The 25,211-nt window shown below is 46.2% G+C and carries 25 protein-coding genes; 10 read left to right on the top strand and 15 right to left on the bottom strand.

Annotated elements, in window-relative coordinates; all coding sequences use genetic code 11:
* Window positions 1-67 precede the first annotated feature (67 nt).
* The 6 genes from rpsR to JGK16_RS19430 all read right to left on the bottom strand — a co-directional run bounded on the left by rpsR (window position 68) and on the right by JGK16_RS19430 (window position 2,006).
* Window positions 68-283, bottom strand: coding sequence for a 30S ribosomal protein S18 (gene rpsR / locus JGK16_RS19455; protein ID WP_006631377.1), 216 nt, complete (start codon window positions 281-283; stop codon window positions 68-70).
* A 211-nt stretch (window positions 284-494) separates the two neighbouring features.
* Window positions 495-683, bottom strand: coding sequence for a 50S ribosomal protein L33 (gene rpmG, locus JGK16_RS19450; RefSeq protein WP_293182798.1), 189 nt, complete (start codon window positions 681-683; stop codon window positions 495-497).
* Between the two features lie 38 nt (window positions 684-721).
* The gene (locus JGK16_RS19445) at window positions 722-1,255 is read right to left on the bottom strand and encodes an RDD family protein (RefSeq protein WP_293203341.1); all 534 of its coding nucleotides are present in this window, start codon (window positions 1,253-1,255) and stop codon (window positions 722-724) included.
* Window positions 1,256-1,360: 105 nt separating this feature from the next.
* Complete coding sequence (locus JGK16_RS19440) at window positions 1,361-1,648, bottom strand: type II toxin-antitoxin system mRNA interferase toxin, RelE/StbE family (RefSeq protein ID WP_293191911.1); 288 nt, start codon at window positions 1,646-1,648, stop codon at window positions 1,361-1,363.
* Window positions 1,623-1,853 carry a hypothetical protein gene (locus JGK16_RS19435; protein WP_293191909.1) on the bottom strand — a complete coding sequence of 77 codons (231 nt, stop codon included), beginning with the start codon at window positions 1,851-1,853 and terminating at the stop codon, window positions 1,623-1,625. The genes JGK16_RS19440 and JGK16_RS19435 overlap by 26 nt, the downstream gene beginning before the upstream one ends.
* A 57-nt stretch (window positions 1,854-1,910) precedes the next feature.
* Window positions 1,911-2,006, bottom strand: coding sequence for a nucleotidyltransferase domain-containing protein (locus tag JGK16_RS19430; protein ID WP_293191989.1), 96 nt, complete (start codon window positions 2,004-2,006; stop codon window positions 1,911-1,913).
* 294 nt (window positions 2,007-2,300) lie between these two features.
* Here JGK16_RS19430 and JGK16_RS19425 point away from each other — a divergent pair, with 294 nt between their 5' ends.
* Window positions 2,301-3,155: an SGNH/GDSL hydrolase family protein gene (locus JGK16_RS19425; protein ID WP_293191907.1), complete on the top strand. Its 855-nt coding sequence runs from the start codon at window positions 2,301-2,303 to the stop codon at window positions 3,153-3,155.
* Between the two features lie 285 nt (window positions 3,156-3,440).
* On the opposite strand, the gene JGK16_RS19420 is transcribed toward JGK16_RS19425, so the two are convergent.
* The 3 genes from JGK16_RS19420 to JGK16_RS19410 all read right to left on the bottom strand — a co-directional run bounded on the left by JGK16_RS19420 (window position 3,441) and on the right by JGK16_RS19410 (window position 7,596).
* Window positions 3,441-4,343 (bottom strand): DUF4436 family protein, encoded by a 903-nt coding sequence (locus JGK16_RS19420; RefSeq protein ID WP_293191904.1) that lies wholly within the window; start codon window positions 4,341-4,343, stop codon window positions 3,441-3,443.
* A gap of 124 nt (window positions 4,344-4,467) precedes the next feature.
* Window positions 4,468-5,979, bottom strand: coding sequence for a carotenoid oxygenase family protein (locus JGK16_RS19415; protein WP_293191901.1), 1,512 nt, complete (start codon window positions 5,977-5,979; stop codon window positions 4,468-4,470).
* Window positions 5,980-6,141: 162 nt separating this feature from the next.
* Entirely contained in the window at window positions 6,142-7,596 is a 1,455-nt protein-coding gene (locus JGK16_RS19410) for a folate/biopterin family MFS transporter (RefSeq protein ID WP_293182782.1), read from the bottom strand.
* A gap of 198 nt (window positions 7,597-7,794) precedes the next feature.
* Between JGK16_RS19410 and JGK16_RS19405 the strand changes: the two genes are divergently transcribed.
* The 5 genes from JGK16_RS19405 (at window position 7,795) to JGK16_RS19385 (ending at window position 11,477) form a co-directional block, all read left to right on the top strand.
* Entirely contained in the window at window positions 7,795-8,274 is a 480-nt protein-coding gene (locus tag JGK16_RS19405; protein ID WP_293182780.1) for a hypothetical protein, read from the top strand.
* A gap of 4 nt (window positions 8,275-8,278) precedes the next feature.
* Window positions 8,279-8,791, top strand: a complete 513-nt coding sequence (locus JGK16_RS19400; RefSeq protein ID WP_293191898.1) for a cupin domain-containing protein — start codon at window positions 8,279-8,281, stop codon at window positions 8,789-8,791.
* A 129-nt stretch (window positions 8,792-8,920) separates the two neighbouring features.
* Window positions 8,921-9,565: a class I SAM-dependent methyltransferase gene (locus JGK16_RS19395; RefSeq protein WP_293182776.1), complete on the top strand. Its 645-nt coding sequence runs from the start codon at window positions 8,921-8,923 to the stop codon at window positions 9,563-9,565.
* A gap of 104 nt (window positions 9,566-9,669) precedes the next feature.
* Complete coding sequence (locus JGK16_RS19390) at window positions 9,670-10,641, top strand: AraC family transcriptional regulator (RefSeq protein WP_293191895.1); 972 nt, start codon at window positions 9,670-9,672, stop codon at window positions 10,639-10,641.
* Window positions 10,642-10,880: 239 nt separating this feature from the next.
* A complete protein-coding gene (locus JGK16_RS19385; RefSeq protein ID WP_293182772.1) occupies window positions 10,881-11,477 on the top strand; it encodes a ferric reductase-like transmembrane domain-containing protein in 597 nt (198 codons plus the stop codon).
* A 126-nt stretch (window positions 11,478-11,603) separates the two neighbouring features.
* On the opposite strand, the gene JGK16_RS19380 is transcribed toward JGK16_RS19385, so the two are convergent.
* The 6 genes from JGK16_RS19380 to kdpA all read right to left on the bottom strand — a co-directional run bounded on the left by JGK16_RS19380 (window position 11,604) and on the right by kdpA (window position 19,564).
* Window positions 11,604-12,872, bottom strand: a complete 1,269-nt coding sequence (locus tag JGK16_RS19380) for a sodium:proton antiporter (protein WP_325315472.1) — start codon at window positions 12,870-12,872, stop codon at window positions 11,604-11,606.
* Between the two features lie 192 nt (window positions 12,873-13,064).
* Entirely contained in the window at window positions 13,065-14,207 is a 1,143-nt protein-coding gene (locus JGK16_RS19375) for a universal stress protein (RefSeq protein ID WP_293182816.1), read from the bottom strand.
* Between the two features lie 208 nt (window positions 14,208-14,415).
* The gene (gene kdpC, locus JGK16_RS19370; RefSeq protein WP_293182770.1) at window positions 14,416-15,042 is read right to left on the bottom strand and encodes a K(+)-transporting ATPase subunit C; all 627 of its coding nucleotides are present in this window, start codon (window positions 15,040-15,042) and stop codon (window positions 14,416-14,418) included.
* Window positions 15,043-15,204: 162 nt separating this feature from the next.
* A complete protein-coding gene (gene kdpF / locus JGK16_RS19365; protein ID WP_293182768.1) occupies window positions 15,205-15,474 on the bottom strand; it encodes a K(+)-transporting ATPase subunit F in 270 nt (89 codons plus the stop codon).
* Between the two features lie 149 nt (window positions 15,475-15,623).
* Window positions 15,624-17,729, bottom strand: a complete 2,106-nt coding sequence (gene kdpB / locus JGK16_RS19360) for a potassium-transporting ATPase subunit KdpB (protein WP_293182766.1) — start codon at window positions 17,727-17,729, stop codon at window positions 15,624-15,626.
* Between the two features lie 74 nt (window positions 17,730-17,803).
* Window positions 17,804-19,564: a potassium-transporting ATPase subunit KdpA gene (gene kdpA, locus JGK16_RS19355; RefSeq protein WP_293182764.1), complete on the bottom strand. Its 1,761-nt coding sequence runs from the start codon at window positions 19,562-19,564 to the stop codon at window positions 17,804-17,806.
* Between the two features lie 355 nt (window positions 19,565-19,919).
* Between kdpA and JGK16_RS19350 the strand changes: the two genes are divergently transcribed.
* From JGK16_RS19350 to JGK16_RS19335, 4 genes are all read left to right on the top strand, one after another.
* Window positions 19,920-21,026: a HAMP domain-containing sensor histidine kinase gene (locus JGK16_RS19350; RefSeq protein WP_293182762.1), complete on the top strand. Its 1,107-nt coding sequence runs from the start codon at window positions 19,920-19,922 to the stop codon at window positions 21,024-21,026.
* Complete coding sequence (locus JGK16_RS19345; RefSeq protein ID WP_293182760.1) at window positions 21,016-21,708, top strand: response regulator transcription factor; 693 nt, start codon at window positions 21,016-21,018, stop codon at window positions 21,706-21,708. Before JGK16_RS19350 ends, JGK16_RS19345 begins: the two co-directional genes overlap by 11 nt.
* A 46-nt stretch (window positions 21,709-21,754) precedes the next feature.
* Window positions 21,755-22,699 (top strand): Rpn family recombination-promoting nuclease/putative transposase, encoded by a 945-nt coding sequence (locus JGK16_RS19340; protein WP_293191892.1) that lies wholly within the window; start codon window positions 21,755-21,757, stop codon window positions 22,697-22,699.
* 65 nt (window positions 22,700-22,764) lie between these two features.
* Window positions 22,765-25,211 (top strand): esterase-like activity of phytase family protein (locus JGK16_RS19335; protein WP_293191889.1); only part of this gene is annotated, 2,447 nt, incomplete at its 3' end.

Below are 25,211 nucleotides of genomic sequence, written 5' to 3'. Positions count from 1 at the left end.
AAAAGACGTTGTTTTCGCGTAAGTCCTATTTTTGTCCAAAATCTAAAATCTAAAATCCAAAATCCAATTAGCCTTCTTGGTTTACGAAGGGCATCAAAGCTACAATTCTTGCTCTTTTGATGCTGCGGGTCAGGTCGCGCTGTTGTTTTGCCGTCAAACCGGTAATCCGGCGGGGCAAGATTTTACCGCGTTCTGTGACGTATTTTTTGAGCAAATCGACATCTTTATAGTCGATCGGGTCTCCTGGTTTGATTGGCGAAACGCGCCGGCGAAAGTAAGTCATGGTTCTTTGGTAATTGGTAATCTGTCATTGGTCATTGGTCATTGGTCATTGGTAATCGGTCATTGGTCATTGGTAATTGGCAATCGGTAATCAGTAATTCTTAAAAGATTCTTAAATGACTGCGATAGTAGAAACTATTAGCCATTAATCCTTAAATACTACTCATTCCCCATGCCCCATGCCCCATTCCCCATGCCCCATGCCCCATTCCCTACTTGATCTCTTTGTGAGTAGTGTGCTTGTTGCAGTGGGGGCAGAACTTTTTGAGTTCTAGCCGTGCCGTCGTGTTGCGACGGTTCTTGGTCGTGGTGTACCGAGACACGCCTTTGGAGCGTTTGCTCGCGTTTGTTCGGCACTCAGTACACTCTAGGGTAATTATGATGCGGACGCCTTTAGCCATAATTCTAAATAAATTTCGACTAATTTAAACACAATTTATTATCGTCTCACATTTGTCTGCACTTGGTCAAGCAATCTTCTAACTTTGATGTCGAGGGAGTAGCCGCGCTTGGTTCCGATGACGATCGTCCTACCGAGTCGATCGTGAAAAGCTTGGGGAAACCTTTCTGCGTCGGTGAAAGCAACGCTACAGTCGATCGCCAGTGGTAACATCAGCAGCAAGACGCCCGCGTTAGTGGAGGTGAGCCCACCTACACCTGCGAAGGCTAGGGCGGCGCAAAAGCCCAGCAATGCCTCGCGCTTGCACAATTCTTGCACTCCGGGAGTCCGTTGGAATCTAGGATCGAAAATTTTCATGTCCAGGGCCCAGCGCCCGAGACTTTGACCTTGGTTTTTCCTGACGATGGCTACGCGCATTATCATCCACAGCAGGACAAAAAGAAAGGTTTGGGCGATCGGATTGGTGCCGAGAATCAAACTGGGTATCCAAACGGCGATCGCATCGATGCAGAAGGCACCGGCGCGGCGATCGAGTGATACTTTGGGCAAGAGGGGAACTAGGTCGGAACTCATAGGCCAAAAAAAGAATTACTTTGAAATGGGTAAGTCCTATTTCTATCGTAATCGAAATCAAGGGGCTTGAAGCCGTAGGGCATAAAGTCAAGGCGCAGCTACATATTAATAAACCTCATCATGGCTTTCAATATCAACTAAGAGAATCACCATTTCTAACAATTCCTCATCTTCAGAAAAATTAAAAATTATTCTGCAATCATATGCAACAGAACAAGACCATAATCCGGCTAAGTCCCCTCCTAACTTCTGAGACTTCAAAGATGGCGTAAATGGATCATCTGCCAGTAGCTTTAACACCTTAGTAATTTGATCCTTTAATTGTGGATTTTTCTGTACGATCTTCCTAAAAGATCGATTAAATCCACTACTCCAGACAACTTCCATCATCATCTCCTAGTAAATCTGCGATCAAATCATCAACACTTCCTCTCTTTGCTGTCCCATTCTTAAAAGCTTCCATCACTTCCTGAGCATTAGCCAAAATTTCATCCCTCCGATTTTCAATCCGTCGCTTGCGGATTAGCTCAAACAACTGATCCTGATCTTCTATTGATAAACTTTCGACCTGAGCAATAATTTCTTGTACAGTCATCATACAGCCTCCTTTAAACTAAAATCAACGAAATATTTCGCCTCCACCAAAACCCAATCCTTAATCAAACGGCTTAATCCTTATTCCGTTATAATCCACCAAAAGGTCAATATCACTACTCTCATCGACAACACCCCGCGCCACCGAACCAAACACCCGTACATTAAACGCCCCATGTCGCAGCGCCACCGCCAGGATATCCTCGCCCTTGGACTTTAATAACTATTGTAACTTCAGCATAGGATTTCCTCAAGCATCAATTTAATTTGAAACTTTACAGGCTTACAGATCCATTCGTGGAAGCCCCGCGCGTTCACATCAGGAGTGTCAAAAAAGCCCTTAATATAATTATATAGCAACTGCCAAGACTGTTAGGATATTCTTAATCACTGAAAATCTTGCCCGGAAATCCCAAGCTCAAAACTTAAACTTTTCCTCAAAAACTGTGTCATGTCTCCAAATGTGCGATCGCCCCGTCCCAAATCCCCGCTGAAGCAAGTGTTAATCAGACTTGTCCTCGCCGTAATTGCTGCTGTTATCGCGTTCAACATTCCTCACTCCTTAATTCCCGTGTTTAAAGAACCTGTATCCGAAGCATCGCCGCCGCCCGAAATCCAAAACGTGCTCGCCGGGAAGCGCATAATTGTGACTGTGGGGGACAGCATCACCGAAGCGGCGAAATACCCAGGAGGTTACGTTTGGCTGCTGCAACGCTATCTAAATGCCCTGTATCCCGATCGCAAAATCGAGATCGTCAACGCGGGAATCTCCGGTAACAAGGCGAGTGATATGCAGGCGCGTTTTCAGAAAGATGCGATCGACAAAAAGCCAGATTTAGTCACGATCAACGCCGGAGTTAACGACGTTTGGCACGCTTTTTTCGACTTCAAAAACCTGCAATTTCATCCGCAAGGCAACCTAGCTGCGGGATTACCGCTGGCAGAATATATAGACAAAATAACTCAAATGGTACTGGCAGCAAAAGCCGCAGGAATTCGAGTCGTGCTGCTTTCTCCTACTCCCATCCGCGAGATTCTCGACGGCCCAGAAAATCGCAGGTTGCAAGAATATGTTGTGGCGATGCGAGAAATTGCCAAGCAAAATCAGTGCTTGTTTATCGATTTGAATGCGCCTTTTCGGGAAGTTATCGGCACCTATCAAAAACACGCCGGAAAAACTCTAAATTTGTTAGCAGCCGATGGAGTTCACCCGAATCCGTCGGGATATCGAATCATTGCTTTTACTATATTGCGCGGTTTGGGAGTACCCGCTAAGGATATTGAAAATTTGCAGGTGAAAAATTGAGCAGAAGGAAGAAGAAAGAAGGAAGAAGGAAGGAAGAAGGAAGAAGGAAAGAAGTAGCTGTAGGGTGTGTCGCCCTTAACAATCTCTAAATTTGACAGACAATCTCACAGCGACGCACCTGACAAAGAGGGTTGAGGAAACAAGCCGTAGTCATTAGTATTTGTAGGGTGCGTCGCCATAAAAAATCCCTAAATCCAATCGACAATCTCACAGCGACGCACCTGATACTTAGGGTGCATGGAAACAAGTCATTTTTTTTCGCAGCCATATTTTTCATAAATGGTATTAATCATCAAGCGGCGGATGATAGCGCTTCAACCAACAGCTACCGATGATCACCAACGCTACCACAACAATCATTTCCGTCCAAAAAAATGACAGGAAATCGCTAGCAGTTCCCACTGGCGGAACTCCCGGTTGAGAGTTGCGAATGCCGGGAAAAGCAAACAGCATCACACCTGTCCAACTCAACATTCCGACTTCCGGCAACTTGCCAGATTTCATCACCTTTAATGCTAGCAACAGCGCCATGATTGACAGCACCCACATGATCACAATAATCACCAAGGAAAAGAATTTTACCGGAATCGATCGCGTGGCTGAAACATCGATATAAATAAATATAGATGAATTCTCTTCCATCGGCTTATAACTGATATCGAAGCCGGGAACATCGGCATTAAATTTAAATTCCAGCGGCACAGGATTTAGTTGGAAGGGAGCAAACTGTTTGCCAATTGAAGCCAGCGGGTCAATTGAAATAGCTACTTTAGCAATGTGCGTGTCAAACGGATAATTGTTGATTTTTCCCTTGACTAAGTTAAACTTTAATGCCGGGACAATCATCGGTTTGCCTTCTTTAAAGCTAATTTCCGAATCCTCGATATTGGCACCGTTAACTGTCATTAATAAATCTTGAGCCGGGTAAGTAGGCCCTTTTTTATAAATACCTTTAAGCTCGAACTGCAAGCGGGTTTCTAATTCGTTTTTAATCGGGTCTACGCCAATTACGGTCATTTTGACCTCAACCAAGCCTTTGGGGGCTACAGCGGTATCTGGAGAGGGGCTGTAAGGCTCTTGGGCATTAGCATTGTGAGAGTAAATAGATAAGATAATTGCCAAACTTACGGCGAGGCTGCAAATTAAAATAAGTATTTTTTTGATATTTGATTTGTTGACAGTTTGCATTAATTAGGGATATTTTATGTATTGACTTGTTGTTAGTATTCCCCGCAATACAAAAGGTTCGTAGTGAGGACTTTAGTCCTCTGACGGATGCGGACTAAAGTCCTCACTACAAACCTATTTTATCTTAGTTCTCGGGAAGCAGTACGTTTGGTGTAAAGCTGCCGTGCAAACCGTAGGGAATGTGCTGTTTTAAATGCAGGCGCGCTAGGGGGCCTTTGGTGATGTCGCGGGCATCTAGAATCGCTAAGGTCGATCGATGATTAGCCGCATCATACATCAAAACCAGCAGCCAACCGTCATCTTCAGCCCTTGCAGCCTCAGGCGAGACGGCTGAATCACGGGGAACAAAAACTGGTTCACCAGCAAAGCCGCGCGGCGCGACACTCCAAACTTGCCTTTCACCCGTGTGGAAATCTATTTTAAGAATAGCTTGCAAAGGAGCATTCCCAGTGGCAGAGTCAGCGGCGCCGATATAAAGATATCGGTAAGGTTGTCCGACATTATTCGGATGCAAAGTCGGAAACTCGCAGCAACGAGTTTCCACAACTTGATGCTGCACGGTTTTGTCTTGCAGATTTAACTTGAACCGCCACAACTCGCCCGCTGGAATGGTGTCAAAATCAATCTCCAGAAAATCGCCGTCATGTTCGACAGTGGGAAATGATTCGTAGCAAACTGAATCTACAAAAACTTCGCCGTTTTCTTCCCAGGCGTTGCAGTGGTGGAACACAAAACAAGGTTCGGTTTCTAATATTTTTACCTCGTCAGTGCCGTTGCGCGGAATTAAAATTGCTTGGGTGGGCTTGTTTGGCGAAAATTTAATGCACTGCGCTGCACTCCGAAATCCTAATAGGAAAAGTAGGGGATTGAAGCTGACAGGATTTTGGAAGAATATGCAGTAATTCTCGGTAATTACCATGTCGTGTAGGAAGGCAAAACCCGGGATTGCATGGGCGTGTTTCTGCAATAGTTTGCCAGTTTCGTCGAGTTCGTAAATCGTGATTGTACTTGACAAACCGGGCTTGACGGAAAAGTTGATTAATCTGTCTCCTTTGCCATTTTTCCCTTTTTCAATTCTGGGGTGGGCGGCGAAGGCTTCACCGGGTTGTAAGATGCCGTCTAGGGTGTCTAATCCGAGGGTTTCTAGGCTGCGGGGGTCGAGTCTGTAGGGCTGTGCTGCTTCCCAGAGTGCTAGCAGTTTGTCGCCCCAATAAATGATGTTGGTGTTGGCGATGTTTTTGATTTTGACATCAAAGATGTTGGCCAGCCAGCCTCCGGGTTTCTGTGTGCCGAATACGCCTCGGTGCAGGATTTTTCCGGCTTTTTGTTCGGCGAGGTAGCCTTCGGTGTGTACGAATCGGTTGCGGAAGTGGGCGCGTTTTTGGGAAATTGCGATCGCACAAATCATGCCGTCGCCGTCAAAGGGGTGGTGGATGCGCGATCCGTTGACATCCAATAATCCGGGCCCGTTACGAAAGAATGTGCCTTGTAAGCCTTCTGGGATCTCGCCTTCGATGTTGTCAATCCAGTAGTCGGCTTCGTTGGGTTGGGATTCGTAGCCACGCTGCCAGTCTTTGCGATCGTATGATAAGTTTGGGGCTACTGTTTTGGCTGGGGAAGTTTGTAAGTTTTGCATTGGTAGAATAAGCTTTTATTGATTTAACCGCAGAGGGCGCAGAGAGCGCAGAGAGAAAGAAAGAAATAAAGGAGAGAAAAATAGCAGAAAGAAAACTATCAAGATATTCGCAGTCTATTTTCTTCCTTCTTCCTTCTTCCTTCTTCCTTCTTCTTTCTTCCTTCATTTGCTTTCTACGGTGCGGGTTTCGGGAATTGATGTTGGCACTAAGTCGGGAAAGTATTCGGGCATGAAATGTTGTCCGCCCGGTTTTGCACAGCCCAGTTCGGGTTCTAATACTGGGAGAGATTGTTGGTAGTTTGGATCGCCGCTTTCTGTGCTTTCTGCCGGGAGCCAGTTTAAGAAGGGGAGGGGTAGCAGTGTGGAGAGGTTGGCGATGACTACTAGCAGCCAGAGGTTGTCGAAATTGCGATCGGTAATTCCGAGCCAGTGTGTCAAAATTGCACCGCCTTCGTAGGAAATAATTCCTGCTAAATTGGTGACAGACATCAGCACTGCAAATAAGGTTGCTTCGACGCCTGGAGGACACAACCGCGCTGATAGTACCAGCACGGGCATATAGGCAATTTGTCCGATTACTGTCAGGATCAGGCTGTCTCCGATGCTGAACCATTGGTCGTCAATTCCTAATGCTCGGTTGGCATGAGTTACTAATAATAATGTAGTCATGCCCAAGGCACTTGCAATGACTGTTGACCAGCCGAAAATGACTCGAAATGGAATTGCTTTGAGGTAGCGCTGAAACAGCCAAATGCCAACGAGGGCGGCTATGCTGGTGACGAGGCGCACTCGTCCGAGAAATTCTGGCTGAAAGCCTAATTCGTTGGTGCTAAAAAAGAAGAAGGCGGAGTCCGAGCTTGGTGTGGATTGCCACAGAAATAGAAAGGCGGTGGGCAACCAAATTGTTTTTTCGGCAACAGCTTGCCGCAGTTGTTTGAGTTGGTCTTTTACTGTTTCAAAGTCGGTTCTTTTGTTGACTTTTTCTTCGGTAATTAACCAGGCTGTTGTTGATACGATTAGCGGGAAAGATGCAGTGATTAAAAAGATGGTGTGGGTGCTGAAGTGTTGCAGCAGGGAACCGCTGAGGTAAGCGGTAATTAGTCCGCCAATGGCTGATGCGCCCCAAGACAAGGATTGCAGGGAACCGGCGTCGCTAACTGTTTCCTTTCTCGCTCTTTCTACTACTAGGGAGTCGGCGATTACGTCGCTGACGGCTAGTGAAACGGAACTTAGGGCGATCGCCCCTGTGGCCGCTAAGGGCGTGTGTACGACTGTGGCCATCCCCACCCATGCTGCCGTTCCCAACAGCCCCGAGAGGACGATATAAGGCCGTCTGCGGTAGCCGAATATGGGCAACCCGTCGGACATGAAGCCGAACAAGGGTTTGATAATCCAAGGTATGGCGACGACGCCCAGCATGGCTGAGACTTCGGCGGGAGTCATGCCGAGTTCGTCTTTGAGGAAGAAGCTGACGGCTAAGCGGGCTAGTCCGAGGATGCCTTGGACGAAATAAATCAGTAAGATGGCTATGAGTTCCGGGGTTGGCTCATTCCCGAAGAATACTTTTTCTTTTAAGGATTCTTTGAGTTTGCTGGCGCCAGAGGGGGAAAGGAGCATTTGAGCAATATTTCTTAATGAATCTCAATATTTATAACACATTCTTAATGAATTGACAGTTGACGGTTGTGACGGTTGTCAGTTGACGGTTGACAGAAGTCCAAGGGAAGCAAGGGTTTCAGCAATTAGCACTTGGACGATCGCCAGGAGAGCTTGCTACGATTGTAATTAATCTGAATTTAAGGATTTTTTGTATCAATGAAAGCAGAAATCAGAATTTTCTCTCTGGCAGTAACTTGGATTTTAGGAGCGGGGGCTCATTTAGCCTTGGCTTTACCTGTTGCCAATCAGCAAGGAGATTATACGGGGCTGCTGGCGAGACAGCGGGGCAACAGGCAGGTGAATTGGGTGGTTGTTGACTCGGATTCTCAAGGGTTAAATTGCCGGATGGCTCAGCGATTTAGATCTGTTTCTGTAGATGCTCTTGATGCACCAGATGAGTTATTTGAAAAAAATAAACATAATGTTTCGCAGTGGCCTGTGGTGACCACTTTTCGGCGGGGACAGCGCTTGCAAGCGGTGACTGGAAATAATGCTAATCAAATTATGATTGCTGACTCTCAGGGTAAGCCTTGGTTGCCGATTTCCACGGATAAGGGTAATTGTTTTGTGCGGGCGAACAGCCGTTTTGTTAAACCGATTCGTGAAAATCCTACTACTTTGAAACCTTTGGAATAGAGAAATGAACCGCGAAGGCGCGAAAAACGCGAAGGAAGAGAAAGAAGAGAAGGAGTTTTGTATGATTATTCATCCTAATAATGTCCCAGAAAGTACAGGCTCAAATTATCCTCAGCAATTTAAATCTGCTGTTGCGGGAAGAGTTAAAAAACGCTTGGGTGATGCTGCGGGTTTGCAGAATTTTGGGGTAAATTTGGTGAGGTTGGCGCCGGGAAGTTGCTCTGCTCTTCGACATTGGCACTCTCGTCAAGATGAGTTAGTCTATGTTCTGGAAGGGGAAGTTACTCTGATTACAAATTTGGGTGAGCAATTGCTAAAATCGGGTATGGCGGCAGGTTTTCCGGCTGGAGATGCTGACGGGCATCATTTGGTGAATCGCTCGAATGCTGATGTTGTTTATCTGGAAATTGGCGATCGCACTCCTGATGATTCAGCAAGTTATCCCGATGATGACTTAATCGCGAAAGCGGGCGATAATGGTTGGATTTTTACGCATAAAAACGGCGAGATTTACTAAATATCAAGGGTTATTAGCCCCCTTCAGGTGCGGGCGGATTGTTTTTATGGAGAGGTTTAAATCCCCGTCTTAAAAACCTCGCACTCATCTGTCAACTGTCAACTGTCAACTGTCAACTGTCAACTGTTTATGAGTCAAGTTAATCTTTGGAGTTCTGCGGAACACGCTTTGTGGTATCTTGCTAAGGCTGATGGTATTCCTCACCGCACTGAGGGTGAGGCGGTTTTGTTGGAGGAAGTGCCGAAAGATGTCAAGCGGATTCTGGATGTGGGTACGGGTGATGGGCGGTTGTTGGGTTTGCTGAAGTGCGATCGCCCGAATGTTGCATCTGTGGCGATCGACTTTTCGCCAACTATGCTGGAAAAAGCCCGCATTCGCTTTGCTGATGACAATACTGTCACGGTAATCGAGCACAATTTTGACGCACCTCTGCCGGATTTGGGCAAGTTTGATGCGATCGTTTCTAGTTTTGCCATCCATCACGTAGAGGACGATCGCAAACGTTCGCTTTACGCCGAGATTTTCGAGCTTTTGGAACCCGGAGGCATTTTTTGCAATTTGGAGCACGTAGCGTCCCCAACAGAGGCTTTGCATGAGAAGTTTCGAGAGGCACTGGGTATCAGCAAAGAGGGTGAAGATCCTTCTAATAAATTGCTGGATGTGGAAACACAACTGCGCTGGTTTAGAGAAATTGGTTTTGACAATGCAGACTGTTATTGGAAGTGGCGGGAACTCGCTTTATTAATTGGGGTGAAACCAATCGCATCGCAATAATATTAGTTCGATAGTAAGGCGTGCATCTGCAAGCAAATATGCGTGTAGGGGCGAAGCATGACCGCAATCAATATGAGATTATAACTAATAACTTATATGCGGTCATGCTTCGCCCTCTTCAAAAACCAGATGCACCCGACTGTTCGGACTTTAGTCCTCTAAATCTGCGGACTAAAGTCCTCACTACAAACCGTTTTTGTCGCTCGAAGTCGAGACTCGCTGTGTCTGATAATGAACCTGCACCGCATTTGCACCTCCTTTCTAGCTTTGAATTGGGATGGAATGGTTTGAATCTGATTTATGAGCTAGAACCTGCTGACGAAATGCCGGAAACTGATTTAGAACACCACTTTATTCTCATCGCTGAAAATGATTTTCGGGCGAGTTTTATGTTGAATGGAAGTTTGCAAGAGGTAGATTACGCCAGCGGCGATATTGCGATTATTCCTGCTACTCAAACTATTCCGAGAACATTTGTCGATCGCGAAGTTCCATTAATTGAGCTGTTTCTCGCCCCTGAAATGCTGGCGCGCGCTGCTTTTGACTCTGTGGATGCAGATAAAATTGAGTTGGTGCCGCAGTTGCATCTACGCGATCCGTTAATTCAGCATATGGCGCTGGCTTTGAAGCAAGAATTAGCAGCCGGAGGCGCAGACAGTCGCCTGTATGCAGAGTCAATGGCAACAGCGCTTGCTGTGCATTTGCTGAGGCGTTATTGTTCTTTTACTCCTGAAATTAAAAACTATACGGGCGGGTTGTGCAAGTATCAACTAAGGCAAGTATTCAATTATATTGAGCAAAATTTGGATGGTAATTTGAGTTTGGAAAATCTGAGCAGTGCTGTGCAGATTAGTCCGCATTATTTTGCAAGTTTGTTCAAGCAATCTACAGGATTTACACCCCATCAGTATGTGATGAAATGCCGCATTGAGAGAGCAAAGCAGTTGCTTCGGCTGCGGGAGTTGACACTTGTAGAAATCTGCCACCAAGTCGGATTTCAAAGTCAAAGTCATTTTACCAGAGTGTTTCGCCAACAGGTTAAAACTACTCCAAAGGCTTATAGAGATGCGCTTTGAAGGTTGGGAAGATTAGGACATTTTTGGGAAGATTTGGCAAGACAGCGGCCACGGGCGATCGCTAAATTTAGTATGTACTGAGTTCGTGTCCTGTTAATTACTGGCAATCATAAGGTTTGGTTCGTAGTGAGGACTTTAGCCCTCTCTTTGATGCGGACTAAAGTCCTCACTACGAACCAATTTTTTCATGGTGTTCGATCGGACAGGATATGAGAATTTATTGTAAGGATTCATCACGGATGAAAGGTAGTAAATTTGCTGTGGAAGGATGGAGCATTGTTGGTTTTTCGGCGCTGACAATTGGGATTATGCTTGCTGTGATTTGGCTGATTTACGGTGTTGATGAGACAGCGATGCGGTTGGCGATTCGAGCAACTGCTCGTACTTCGTGTATCTTATTTCTATGTGCTTTTGTGGCTTCGTCACTTCGCAGGCTGTGGCCCAATATATTTACACAGTGGCTGTTAAAAAATCGCCGCTATTTGGGGCTATCGATGGCTGTGTCGCATACGTATCACGCGATCGCCTGGACTGGCTTGTGGTGGGCCACTTCTGGCGCGTCGCCCGGGTTTGACCCTCTGGGGATCTTGGGCTACGTGTTCCTGTTTGCAATGACTGTAACATCTTTTGAGCGATCGGCAGCATGGATCGGTCAACGGGCCTGGAAGATTCTACACAATGCTGGAATGCACTATTTCTGGCTGGCTTTTACCTTTGAATTCGGTATCAAGATTGTTAAATCGGCGATCGTATATTTACCTTTGACAGTGTTGCTAGTTGCAGCAATGATGCTCCGCTTAGTTGCTCCGAGAATACAGAGAAAATTAGTTGGTTAGGACTTCGATCATCTCCTGTATCCTTTAATAAAACTGGTTCGTAGTGAGGACTTTAGTCCTGATTTTTGAGGACTGAAGTCCTCACTAAGAACCAGTTTCATCTGCTTGGTGTGTTAGTCCTGTGAATTAAATTAAATCCGGTACTTTAGGTTTAATTCGCCGCTCGTACCAGTTCATTAACGGGGTGGCGCTAATGCCGTGCACAATCACAGAAATTACGATCGTAGTAAAAGTAATCCAGGCAATTTTCTCGGCAGTTTCGCCTTTCAAACCGTGACCGAAAGCATAGGTAAGATAATAGATTGAACCGACGCCGCGAATGCCGAACCAACCGCAGAGCCAGCGACTGGCGGGATGCAAGCGACTGCCAATCGTACTAATCCAAGCTCCCACAGGCCGAATCAAAAAGATTAACAATCCAGCTATTAAAAGGGCGTAGCTTCCATGTGCAACGAGAGCTTCTAGGCGCAACATGGAACCCAATATTAAAATTGTTCCTACTTCCATTAACTTTTCTATGCGCTCAGTAAAGTGCAGTTGGGAAAGCGGTTTTTCGGGGTCGCGGTAACTGCGCTGCACTACAATTCCTGCTACAAAAACTGCGAGGAATCCGTAGCCGTTGACTACTTCGGTGAGGGAATATGTGAGCAGAATTGTGCTGAGAGCGATGAAATCTTCCATTAGTTCGTCGGCGGGCCTGTAGCGTTGCAATCGGCGATCGATCCAAGTGACGGCTTTGGCTACTAAAATGCCCATCACGATACCTGCGGAACCCGCCCAAAGCAAGTCAACTGCCACCCACTGCGAAAACCAGTTCGGCCAGTTGTTATCTTTTAGCGCATAAATGCCGAAATAAACAAAGGGAAAAGCTAAAGCATCGTTCAAACCGCCTTCCGATGTTAAGCCAAAACGCAATTCATCGCGATCTTCTATATCAGCTATCTGAACTTCTGAGGCTAAAACTGGATCTGTGGGTGCCAGAATTGCTCCTAGTAAAATGGCAGGGCCCCAATCTAATTTCACAAACCAATGAGCGATCGCAGCAACAGCAAAAATCGAAATCGGCATTAAAAAACCGAGCAGCCGCGCGGTGGAATTCCAGGCCCAAAGTTGTAGCGGGCGATTCATTTTTAAGCCGCAACTAAACAGAGACACAATAACTACAAATTCTGTGAGTCTTTCTAAAAATTGAGCATCGGGGCGCAATTCAACCAGCTTGACGCCGTAGGGCCCCAATCCGATACCGACAATTAGATAAATTAAGGCATAAGATACCGGCAATCGCGAAATCCATCCGGAGCCCAAGGTGACGGTGAGCAGGAGGATGCCAATCACTAGCAAATTTAGAATGTAATGATCTACCATAGCGATCGCACTTTTAATCAGCTTTAACAAGTGCAATCTTGACAGATAAAAGCTTCTGGCACATCCGCCACCAGCTAGAGTCTGCTATCCTCCGAAAGTTATATTTATGAGTTATTAGTTATGAGTTATTAGTTATTAGAAACAACAACAAACACCAAACCTAAGACAAATAACTAATGCCCTATGCCCTATGCCCTATGCCCCATGCCCCATGCCCAATAACTACCGACTTTTTTCCGTAGAGATGATGTGCAAATCTACGTGTTTGAGCGATCGCACTAACTGTTGAGTCAAAGAACCCCGAAACAGCAATTTCCAGCGTGATTGCTGGCTTTCGCCGATCACAATTTGAGTAATCCGATACTGTTTAGCTACCTCAGAAATTGCTTGTGCGATATTCGGACTTTCCACCCGCAGAAATTGGCCGTTAAATTCTTGGCAAAGCTTCTGGCAAGTTTCAACGTGCAAGCTTTCGGATTTTGTTAAGAAGCGATCGGGAGCATCCACAAACAAAGCATAAAATGGGGCATTCATGTAGTTCGCCAGCCTTGCACCCCGCCGCAGCAGTTGCAAGGAATTAGGAAAAGTCGATACGCATACTAAAACTCGTTCGTGAATGTTGCAAGATTGACCTTTTAAAGTTGCTGCATCGTCTTCAACACTATCTGCTACCTCCCGCAGCGCCAGTTCTCGCAATGCGATTAAATGACGGCGCTGGAAAAAGTTTTTTAAAGATTGTTCTATTTTTTCAGGAGCGTAGATTTTGCCTTCTCGCAACCGTTCTTCTAAGGTTTCGGGCGTGACATCAATAACGACTATTTCGTCAGCTTCTTCGAGAATGCGATCGGGTACTCGCTCTCGCACTACAACTCCCGTAATTCTCGCTACTAAATCGTTGAGACTTTCTATGTGTTGAATGTTGAGGGTAGAGAAAACATCTATCCCTGCTTTCAGAATTTCTTCGACATCTTGATATCGTTTTTCTCGCAGAGAACCGGGAACGTTTGTATGAGCCAGTTCGTCTACTAATGCTAGTTGAGGGCGGCGTACTATTAGGGCTTCAGTATCCATTTCGGTAAGTGCTTTTTCGCCGTGCAGCATTTCTTTTCGCGGGACTATTTCTAGTCCTTCGCCTTTAGCTGCTGTCTCTTTCCGCCCGTGAGTTTCTAACAGTCCAACGGCGACATCAATGCCTTCAGATTTGAGTCTGTGCCCTTCTTCCAGCATTCGGAAAGTTTTGCCGACACCGGGGGCCATTCCGATAAAGATTTTGTGCTTTCCCCGGCGGTGAGGGCGATCGTAACCGCGATTTGGTTGGGCGTAAATTGCGTCGGAATTGTTACTGAGTTCGCTAGAGTGAATCATCGCAGTTGGCAGTTGACAGTTGACAGTTGACAGTTGGCAGTTGGCAGTTGGCAGTTGATAGTTGACAGTTGACGGTTGACGGTTGACAGTCAATTACCGATTACCAATGACTACTAAGAGGGCGGGCATGGGGCACCGCCCCTACCTGACTAATGACTAATGACTAATGACTATTCACTACTGACTGCTGACTACTGACCACAGAGTATTATAAACCGTCGAGAGCCACATTTAGTTTGAGGACGTTAACTCCCGGTTCGCCGAAAATACCGAGAAATCTGCTATCTGTATTTTTGGCTACTAACATTTCGACTTGATTGAGATTGACCGATCGCACTTTTGCTACCCGTTCAATTTGCGATCGAGCTGATTCTACGCTAATGTGCGGGTCGAGGCTAGAACCGGAAGTGTAAACTAAATCCGCAGTCGGTTTGATACCAACTAAATTGAGGCGAGCCAACTCAACTTCTACCCCCTGAAAACCATCTTTTTCATTACCTCGCTTCACCAGATCCGAGTTGCTAGGAGCAAGATTGCTCGCTCCCGAAACGCCCGTTCTCTGACTTAAATTTTCTGCCTTTGTGGGGTCGTAATCTATTGCCGCAAAGCTGCTGTAATTTGTGGTACTGGGGCGACCCCAAAAATATTTATCCGAGCCGAAAGACTGACCGATTAACGATGAGCCGACTACAACTCCTTGGTTGGTAATTAAACTGCCGTTTGCTTGGGAATTGAAAGCAAGTTGACCGATTGCGAGCAGGATTAAGGGATAAATAATCGCTGTGATTCCCCACAAAACTAAAGTAACGCGAATAGCTCTGATTAATTCTCTCATACATGACCTCAATGAAGGAAGTTCGGCAACGGATTGTGTAACGGATTGTGTAACGGATGTCATGAAAAACTGGATGCCCGAAACCGGATTTTTGCGAAAATATTTGGTTTAGCCGCCAGATTCGGTAAAAAAACCGGTTTCTAAGGTTGACAATGGAAATGCCTAAAATCTTTCTGGCTGAAAAATCACGACAAACAAATAAACTGCTAGCCCAATAATTACTAAACCCAAAAGACTTAAACCCCACGCCGCTTTTTTGGTCAAACCTTCATCCGCAGCCGCATAAACCGCGGGTGCAATTATCAAGTTAAAGCACATTACCAGAAATAGCTGCACCGGGATTGGGTGGCGCGATCGCAGCATTTTCGCTAACTCAATTGTTTCTTGAAAGTCTCTGGGTAAAACATCATTCAGCAAATCATTCCGTTTCATGAATTCTCCTTTGTTGGGAACTAAATATCTGTCTTTCTCTTAGATTTTTTGTGGGAAAATCGAGGCATAGCCTCTGGATATGCGTTCCCAGGCAGAGCCGGGAAGAGTCATCCGTTACATCCGCCCTGCGAATCGGTAGTCGAAGTTTTTTATGCTAACCCGATCGCAGCAATGAAAACATCGATAATTTTGATGGCGATAAACGGCGCAACTGCTCCGCCCAATCCGTAGATTAAAATGTTCCGCTGCAACAGTTGATTGGCACTTAGTGGTCTAAATTTGACACCAGTTAGTGCCAGGGGAATCAAAGCGGGAATAATCAAAGCATTGTAAACTAATGCTGACAAAACCGCCGATTGACCGCTGGCTAAACCCATGATGTTTAAAGCGCCGACGGGAGCAAACATTGCGGGAATAATTGCGAAGTATTTGGCGATGTCGTTGGCTAGCGAAAACGTAGTCAGCGCGCCGCGAGTAATTAGCAATTGTTTGCCAATTGTCACTAAGTCAATCAGTTTTGTGGGGTCAGAATCTAAGTCCACCATGTTTGCAGCTTCCTTCGCCGCTTGGGTTCCGGAATTCATCGCCAAACCTACGTTTGCTTGGGCTAGGGCGGGTGCGTCGTTGGTTCCGTCTCCCGTCATTGCTACTAATTTACCTTCGGCTTGTTGCTTGCGAATTACTTCGATTTTGTCTTCGGGAGTTGCTTCGGCGATGAAGTCGTCTACTCCGGCTTCGTCGGCAATTACTGATGCTGTAATTCGGTTATCTCCGGTGAGCATGATGGTGCGAATTCCCATTTTTCGCAGTTGGTCAAACCGATCGCGAATTCCGGGTTTAATCACATCTTTCAAATAGATAATTCCGTAGGTGTCGCTACCTTGACAAACGCCTAAGGGTGTGCCTCCCAATCGCGAAACTCGCTCGTAAGCTTCATCGAGATCCGGGCCGAAATTGCCGCCGCGCGATCGCACAAAACCTTTAACCGCATCCACCGCACCCTTGCGAACTTCCGTACCGTCGGGTAAGTCCGTACCAGACATCCGCGTTTTTGCGGAAAAATCAATGCCTTCAGATCCTTGGGAGTTGGTGCGATCGAACTCCACCTGTGCGCCCAAATTCTGAGCCAAACGGACGATCGACTTTCCCTCGGGAGTATCGTCAAAAACGCTCGCAGTCAGCGCTACCTGCGCCACTTCTTGCAGCGAATGACCGTTTACCGGGATGAACTCCTCGGCTAAACGGTTGCCCAGCGTAATCGTTCCCGTTTTGTCCAAAATCAGCGTATTCACGTCGCCGCAAGCCTCCACGGCCCGCCCAGAGGTCGCTATCACGTTAAATTGAGCGACGCGATCCATCCCCGCAATGCCGATCGCACTTAACAAACCGCCGATCGTTGTCGGAATCAGCGCCACCAACAGCGAAATCAGCGTCACCACACCCACAGGAGTTTTGACATAATTGCCCACGGGCGGAATCGTCGATACCACAATCAAAAACACCAAAGTCAGCACAGCCAGCAGCACTGTCAGCGCGATCTCGTTCGGCGTTTTCGAGCGTTCAGCGCCCTCCACCAACGCGATCATCCTGTCCAAAAACCCTTTACCGGGGTCGGCCATCACCCGCAGCGTCAGTTCGTCCGAAAGGATGCGCGTCCCGCCGGTAACGGAACTGGCGATGTCGGAACCCGGTTCCTTGAGCACGGGCGCCGATTCCCCGGTAATCGCCGATTCGTCTACGGATGCGACACCTGCGATCACTTCGCCGTCGGAAGGAATGACATCGCCTGCGATCACTTTAATTTGGTCGCCGCGTCTGAGAGATGTCGAACTAACTTCTTGAATTGAACCGTCTGGTAAGAGTTTGCGGGCTGTGGTATCTGCTTTTGTCGATCGCAGTGCATCCGCTTGCGCTTTCCCGCGCCCTTCGGCTACGGCTTCTGCAAAATTAGCAAATACTAAGGTGAAGAACAAAATAAACGTGACTAAACCGTTGAAAACTACCTGATTTTTGCCGGGAACCGGGCCGAACAGCGTGGGGTCGATCGTTAATAATGCAGTCACAATTGTGCCTACCCATACCACAAACATCACCGGGTTTTTCAGCATCACCCGAGGATCTAGTTTGATAAAAGCTTCTTTGAAAGCTCTTTGATAAAGGCCTTTAGTATTTGCTTTTGGCGTATGTTTGCGAGACTCGCGAGAGCCTCTGGAACGGGGATTTTTTGGGGAATCAGGGGTATTGGAAGTAGCCATAATTTGGAATTTTAATGAACCGCAGAGGACGCAGAGAACGCAGAGAAAGAGAATAGTGAGGTTGATGTTTTTAGCTATTGAGGTTGAGCAGTTGGTGTTGCTAAAGGTGTTGTGGGTGCAGTTACGGGTGCGGCTTCAAACTTGCCGCTGCTGATTTCATATCCTTCTGCGATCGGCCCTAAAGCCAGCACTGGGAAAAATGTCAGCGCGCCCAAAATGATGATTACTCCTGCGGTGACGCTGGTGAACAAAATCGAATCTGTTCTCAGTGTTCCGGTTGTTTCAGGAACCAGTTGTTTGTTCGTCATGCTGTCAGCTAACAGCAGCAAGGCAATAATTGGAACGTAGCGCCCCATCAGCAAGCTAAAACAAGTGCTTAAATTCCACCAAAGTCCTGTCGGCGCGGGTTGAGAATCGCCCAATCCTTCAAAGCCAGAACCGTTATTAGCCGCCGCTGAAGCGTATTCGTACATCACCTGCGAAATGCCGTGAAATTCTGGGTTGCTGATGCCGCTCAAGCTGTCGGGAAAGGCGAGGGTAATCGCGCCGGGGATTAAAACTGCGATCGGGTGAATCAACAAAACAACGCTAGCTAAAACAATTTCCCGCTTTTCAATTTTTCGTCCCAAAAATTCCGGCGTTCTCCCCACCATCAATCCGGTGAGAAACACGCTCAAAATGGAGTAAATAAATAAGTAAGCCGTTCCCGTTCCCTGTCCGCCCCAAACAATTTGGAGAAACAAGTTAAATAAAGTAGCAAAACCCCCTGGCGGCATTAAAGAATCGTGCATTCCGTTGACAGCCCCGCACATTGTCCCAGTCGTAGTGACAGCCCAAAGTACAGTTTCTGCCCAACCGAATCTAACTTCTTTCCCTTCTAAGTTTGGTTGCACGGAACCGAGCAAACTATTAATTTGGGGATTGCCTTGATATTCGCCAACTGCTGCAATGCCGATCAAAATTACATAGATGGCAAACACCATCCCAAAAATCAGCCATCCCTGCTTTTTGTTGTTAGCAAATCTGCCGTAGGTGTGAATGAGTGCTGCTGGTATAGAAACCATTGCTAGTGTTTCCAGCAGGTTGGTAAAAGGGTTAGGATTTTCAAAGGGGTGAGCCGAGTTAATGGCAAAAAATCCGCCGCCATTTTCTCCCAGTTGTTTGATACTTTCAAAGTGAGCTACTGGGCCGCGAGCAATTACTTGCGTGCCGCCTTCTAAGGTACGCGCAACTGCTGGGCCGGCTAGGGTTTCCGGCACTCCAGAAATTAGTAAGCACAAGCCAATTATCAAAGAAAGTGGCAGCAGAATCCGGGTGATAGATTGAATTAAATCGATATAAAAGTTGCCGAGGGGGCGACCTGTCAGTCCCCGAATAAAGGCAATTCCTACTGCTAAACCCGTGGCTGCTGAGGTGAACATTAAAAAACCCAGGGTTAACTGGGATAAATAACTGAATGTTGTCTCGCCTGAGTAATGTTGTTGGTCGGTATTTGTGAGGAATGAAATAGTTGTATGCAGCGCGGTATCCCAGGTTGGTGCACTCAGGCTGGTGGGATTTAAAGGCAGCAGTCCCTGAAGCATGAAAATCAAGAATACAAATATGCCCATTGCTGCATTGCTGTATAATAGCGATCGGGCATACTGCCAGCCTGTCATGGAATCTACAGACCGAATATTGCTGGCTTTATAGATGAGTTGTTCTAGTGGTTTAATTGCGGGGTCGAGAATGGTTCGTTCTCCCATGTACACCCGTGCCATGTAGTTGCCGAACACGGGCGCGATCGCGATTAAAATGATTAGGGTTAATGCAATTTGAATTAAGCCTTGTAACATAAGTGTGTTAAAAATTCCTCGTTTAGTGATTACTTTACTGAGGTTTGGGGTTGTTGATAATCTGTCTTAAGGTATAAGTTACTGTTTATAAATTATGCTTTTTTTACCTATACTTTTACTGATAGGCGAATGTTTAGCCAATGTATTAAATCTATACTTGCAGGTATAAATGCTGTCTAAACGCTGTTTTTTGCGCCAAAATGTAGTTGATATTTCAATACGGTTTACTTAACGCTTTTTGACGAATTTACTATCGCGATTTTATAGGCGATGCAGGCATTTTTCATGAATCAGATTGTTTTTAAGTTAACTGTATTGGTTGATATTTTACAAGCTTAAAATGGATTAATTAGAGATGTTTGACAGCTTATTGAAAATTCCCAAAATTTTGGTGTTTCAAGAAAAGTATTTGCGCGGAAGGTGGTCGATCGCAATTTTATTCGCGATCGTTATAGCACTGGAATTTACCACGCCGTCAGAATATCTGTTTGGGTATTTGTATACAGGGCCGATTTTACTGGCAAATTCGCGGTTGAGTCGGTTGGGAAAGTTGCAAATTACGCTGTTAGCAGCAGCATTGACGCTGTTGAACTTGTTTGTTCCCTATGGAGAAACGATCGCCCTAGCGACTGTTGCAAATAGGGCGATCGCAGTTATGGCCTTGGGAGTCACGGGATATTTGAGCGATCGCACCCAGCAGTATCAAGAAGCGATCGCGATCGCCAAAGCGCAGTTGCAATCTCAGCAGCAGCTAGCCAGCATCCGAGAGGATTTTGTCTCTACTTTGAGTCACGACTTGAAAACGCCGATGCTGGGCGCAATTGAAACAATCAAAGCTTTTCAGGGAGCAAACTTTGGGGAAGTGACTACCAGCCAGCAAAAAGTTCTCGAAACAATGGCGCGATCGCAAAAAATGTCACTACAATTAGTAGAAACGCTGCTGGATGTTTACCGCAACGATGCCGAAGGTTTAAAACTGCAACTTGCGCCCGTAAATTTAGCAGCTTTAGCAGAAGAAGTAATTGCCACACTCATCCATTTATCGGCAGCGCGCCGAGTTTATATTAGTATAAGTTACGGAGAGTCTGACTTTCGCCGTTCTTTGTGGGTAAACGGCGATGAAGTGCAACTCCAGCGCGTTTTTGTTAATTTGCTAACAAACGCGATCAACCATTCTCCCCGAGGTGGTAAAGTAGAAATAGTCATGGAATCTTACGCAACCGATCAGGTGGTGAAAGTTATCGATAGCGGGTTGGGAATTACTAGCGATGAGCTGCCCCAGTTGTTTGAGCGTTTTTATCAAGGAAATGGCGATCGGCAAGCCAAAGGATCGGGATTGGGGTTATACTTATCTCGCCAAATTATTGACGCCCACGGCGGTATAATTTGGGCAGAAAACAAATTGCCTTTAGGCGCTTTGTTTGGATTCCGACTACCAGCTATCTCCGCCAATGAAACCTAATTCTCCCTTGCGAATTCTCTTAGTTGAAGACGACGAACTGTTTAGGTTGGGACTGCAAACCAGATTGCAGCAAGAAAGTTCTTTGCAAATAATTGCCGAGGCGGAAGATGGAGAAACGGCGGTAGAATTGACTCAGGAACACTTGCCGGATGTGGTGGTTCTCGATGTCGGTTTGCCGGGAATTGGTGGCATTGAAGCGTGCCGCCAAATCAAACAGAGACATCCAGAAATTCCGGTTTTAATTTTAACATCTCACGCCCAAAAAACGTTAATTGAAAGGTTGATGGCTGCGGGAGCCCAAGGATATTGTCTCAAGGGAATTGCGGCAGAAACTTTGGTTTTGGCAATTCGATCGGTAGCGGCGGGCGCTTCTTGGTGGGACAAGGCCGCAACTGCGGAAATTCGGGCGGTTTTTAGTAATCCCGAACCTGTCAAAAGCGCGAGTAAATGGGAAGTTTTAGACAATCCGCTGACTCCGAGGGAACAGGAAATATTAGCCTTAGTTGCGGGCGGGAAAAGCAATCAGGAGATTGCACAAATATTGTACATCGCTCCGGGGACTGTGCGGGTGCACGTCCACGCGATTTTGCAAAAGTTAGAAGTGCGCGATCGCACTCAAGCAGCAGTGCTCGCTATTCAGAAAGGATTGGTAGCAGAGGAACTGTTAGGCAGTCAATCTTAAGTCTGGTAGTTTATAATGATAGACAAAACCTCGATCGCTAAAAACTATGGGTTTTATCAATCCCAAACTATATTTGGCCTTCACGAAGATATTCTGTTCTAACGAAAGCCGAGAAATTTTGATGAGTTTTTTGAACGCTATGCTTTATGCAGGCGAATCTGCGATCGAAGATTTAGAAATCATCCCTCCTTATTTATCTGCTGAGATTTTTGGAAGTAAAGACACTTATTTAGATGTCAAAGCTAAAATTAATGATGGCAAAACTGTGATTGTCACAATCCAAGTTTTGAACGTGGCAAAATATCGTAAGCGAGTTTTATATAATGCTGCTAAAACTTATGGAATGCAATTAAATCTAAGCGATAGCTATTACAGACTCAGACCAGTAATTGCTTTGAATATCACTGATTTTGAAATGTTTCCCAATCAATTGGAAGTAATTTCGAGATTTGCCTTCAAAGAAACACAAAGACTATTCGATTGTCCCGATAGCGAGATTGAGTTGGTGTTTATCGAACTGCCAAAATTCAAAAAGGAATTGGATCAGTTGACAACGCTGACGGACAAGTGGATTTATTTTGTCAAAAATACCAGTAACCTAGAAACTGTTCCCGATACAATGGTTGCGGTGCCAGAAATTGAAAGAGCTTTTCAGATTGCTAACGACACGAATCTGAGTCAAAAAGACTTAGATGAATTGCAAAAACAAGAGTTTTGGATTCAAGATCAACAAGGGGCGATCGATCTAGCGGCTCAGCAAGCTCTAGAACGAGGCATGGAACGAGGAATGGAACGAGGCAAGTCAGAATTAATAGTCCGGAATATGAGGAGGCTAATTGGTGAAATTTCTCCAGACATTCAGACACAGATATGCGAGTTGAATCTTGAGAATTTGGATGATTTAGGAGATGCGATGTTTGATTTTGAAAGTGTTTCAGATTTGGTGACTTGGTTGCAGCAACATTCCCGAAATTTTACGGATGACATTTAATATCTGAGTTTGGTATATTTGGCATATATTTAAGTTATCGACGGTCATCAAACCAGAGGTGTTTTGTGCCAAATTTTATCAATTCTGTTATGAGTTCGATCGCCTTTCTCGACTCTGCCCTCCCCGATATCCAAAATCTTTGCAACGGTATCGCCGCCGGAATAGAAGTAATTATCATCAATGCAGCGCGGGATGGAGTAGCACAAATTACGGAAGTGCTAGGGAGTCGCAGCAATATTAAAAGTATTCATATTATCTCCCACGGTCGATCGGCGAGTTTGCAGCTAGGCGCGATCGACCTAAACTTGACAAATTTAAACTTTTATGGTGAAAAATTGCGGCAATGGTCGCGATCGCTGGCAGAGAGTGCAGAGATTTTGCTGTACGGGTGCGATGTGGCGGCGGATGATGCGGGCGTTAGTTTCGTACAGCAAATCAGTCGGCTAACAAAGGCAAAAATTGCTGCTTCCAGGGGGCCGATCGGCAATTCAGCTTTAGGCGGAGACTGGGAACTAGATTATACAACTGGGTGGGTGGAGTCGGAGTTGGCGATCGAGTCAGCCACAATGGCCGCTTACCAATTTGTGTTCGGCTTACAACTTTTGGGACAAGCAGGATTTCCGGCAAATACAACTTTTGGAACACCAACAACTCAGGTAGGTGGACTGTCGGGCCTTACCTACGCGGGAAGCAACACTTACTACGCTATCTCCGACGGCCGCAATATTCCTGGTGGCAGTCCCGGCCCATCTCGCTTTTACACCCTCACTATACCTACTGTGAGTTCCGGTAGCTTGACACCAGTACCAGGACAAGTGAATTTTACAGGGGTGACACAGATTGGCAATCCGCCTCCCTTTGCCGCAGATACATCGGATACAGAGGGCATTGGCTTCATCGGCGGCAATGTCTTCGTCTCTTCTGAAGGCAATTTCTCGACAAATACCCAGCCTTTTATTAATAGTTTCGCCATTGCAACAGGAGTTCAAAATTTCGCGCTGCCTATTGCTTCTCCCAAATACGACGTATCAGCAGATCCTAACAGCGGCATCCGCAACAATCAAGGTTTTGAAAGTCTGACGATTACTCCCAGTCAAAGTTTTCTATTTACAGCAACAGAAAATGCTCTCGAACAAGACGGCCCTGCTTCAGATATAACGGCTGGCGCGCGATCGCGAATTGTCAGATATAACTTAGGTACAAACACCGCAAACGGAGAATTTCTTTACAATACCGATCCGCGCAACGGCATTTCAGAAATGCTGGCCGTTGATGATAATACACTGCTGGTTCTCGAACGTTTTCTCGACTTATCGACAACACCGCCGTCAGGGGATTTGAAGCTTTATCAAATTTCTTTAAACGGTGCGACAGATATTCAAAACAATACCGGTTTGATTGCTTCTGGTGTTGCTAGCATTACACCAGTATCGAAAACTCCGATCGCCACTTCTGCTTATTTCCTCAGTACAGGCACTCCGGCACTGGTTGACAATTTTGAAGGGATGACATTTGGGCCTCCTCAAACAGCAACTGGGAAACGAACGCTAATTCTTGTCAGCGACAACAATTTTGCCCTTCCCACCAGATTCGCAGCGTTTGCCGCCAACAACGCACCCGTACTCAACAACAGCGGTTCGCCGGTACTAACAGCAATTAACGAAGATGTACCTTCTGCCAGCAACACTGGCACCTTAGTTTCTGTTTTAATTGCAGGAATAGTTACAGATCCCGACACCGCCGACACTCAAGGAATTGCTGTGACGGCGACAGACAATACTAACGGCAGTTGGCAATATTCTATTGATAGCGGTGCGACTTGGACGGCATTCGGTACACCGTCAACAGCAGCAGCGAGACTGCTAGCAGGCAATGCCAGTATCCGCTTTCTTCCCAATAATGACTACAACGGTAGTGCTAATATCACCTATCAATCGTGGGATGGAACGACGACTAACTCTAGCGGTACTACCCTCACGAATGGGGGGACGGCTGATATTTCAACTGCTAGCAGTATTGGGGGTTTAGCAGCTTTCAGTACGGCCAGCGAGACTGCAACAATTACTGTTAATCCTGTCAACGATGCACCGTCGTTTGTCAAAGGGCCCGATCGCACTGTCAATCACAGTGCTGGCCTGCAAACCTTTCCTGGATGGGCCATAGCCATTTCTCCAGGGCCGGTCAACGAGTCAACACAAACCGTCAACTTTCAAGTCGTGGGAAATGACAATCCCGGTTTGTTTAGCGTACCACCGGCGATCGGCTTTTTCGGACAACTGACTTTTACCCCCGCCACAAGTGGAACTGGCAAGGCTAATATCACTCTCAACCTCAGAGACAACGGCGGTATAGCTAACGGCGGCATCGATACTTCGGCAAACCAGACATTTGTAATTAATATTACCAACAGTCCGCCGATCGCCAATCCCGACACATACAAAGTCGAGCACGATCGCGTGTTGACCGGATTTCCATCCGTTTTATTCAATGACTTCGACCCCGACATTTTCGA

This window comes from Microcoleus sp. PH2017_09_SFU_O_A (assembly GCF_020738625.1).
Taxonomy (GTDB): domain Bacteria; phylum Cyanobacteriota; class Cyanobacteriia; order Cyanobacteriales; family Microcoleaceae; genus Microcoleus.
The sequence above is the reverse complement of the archived record's forward strand: the minus strand, read 5'-3'. Positions and strand labels throughout refer to the sequence as shown.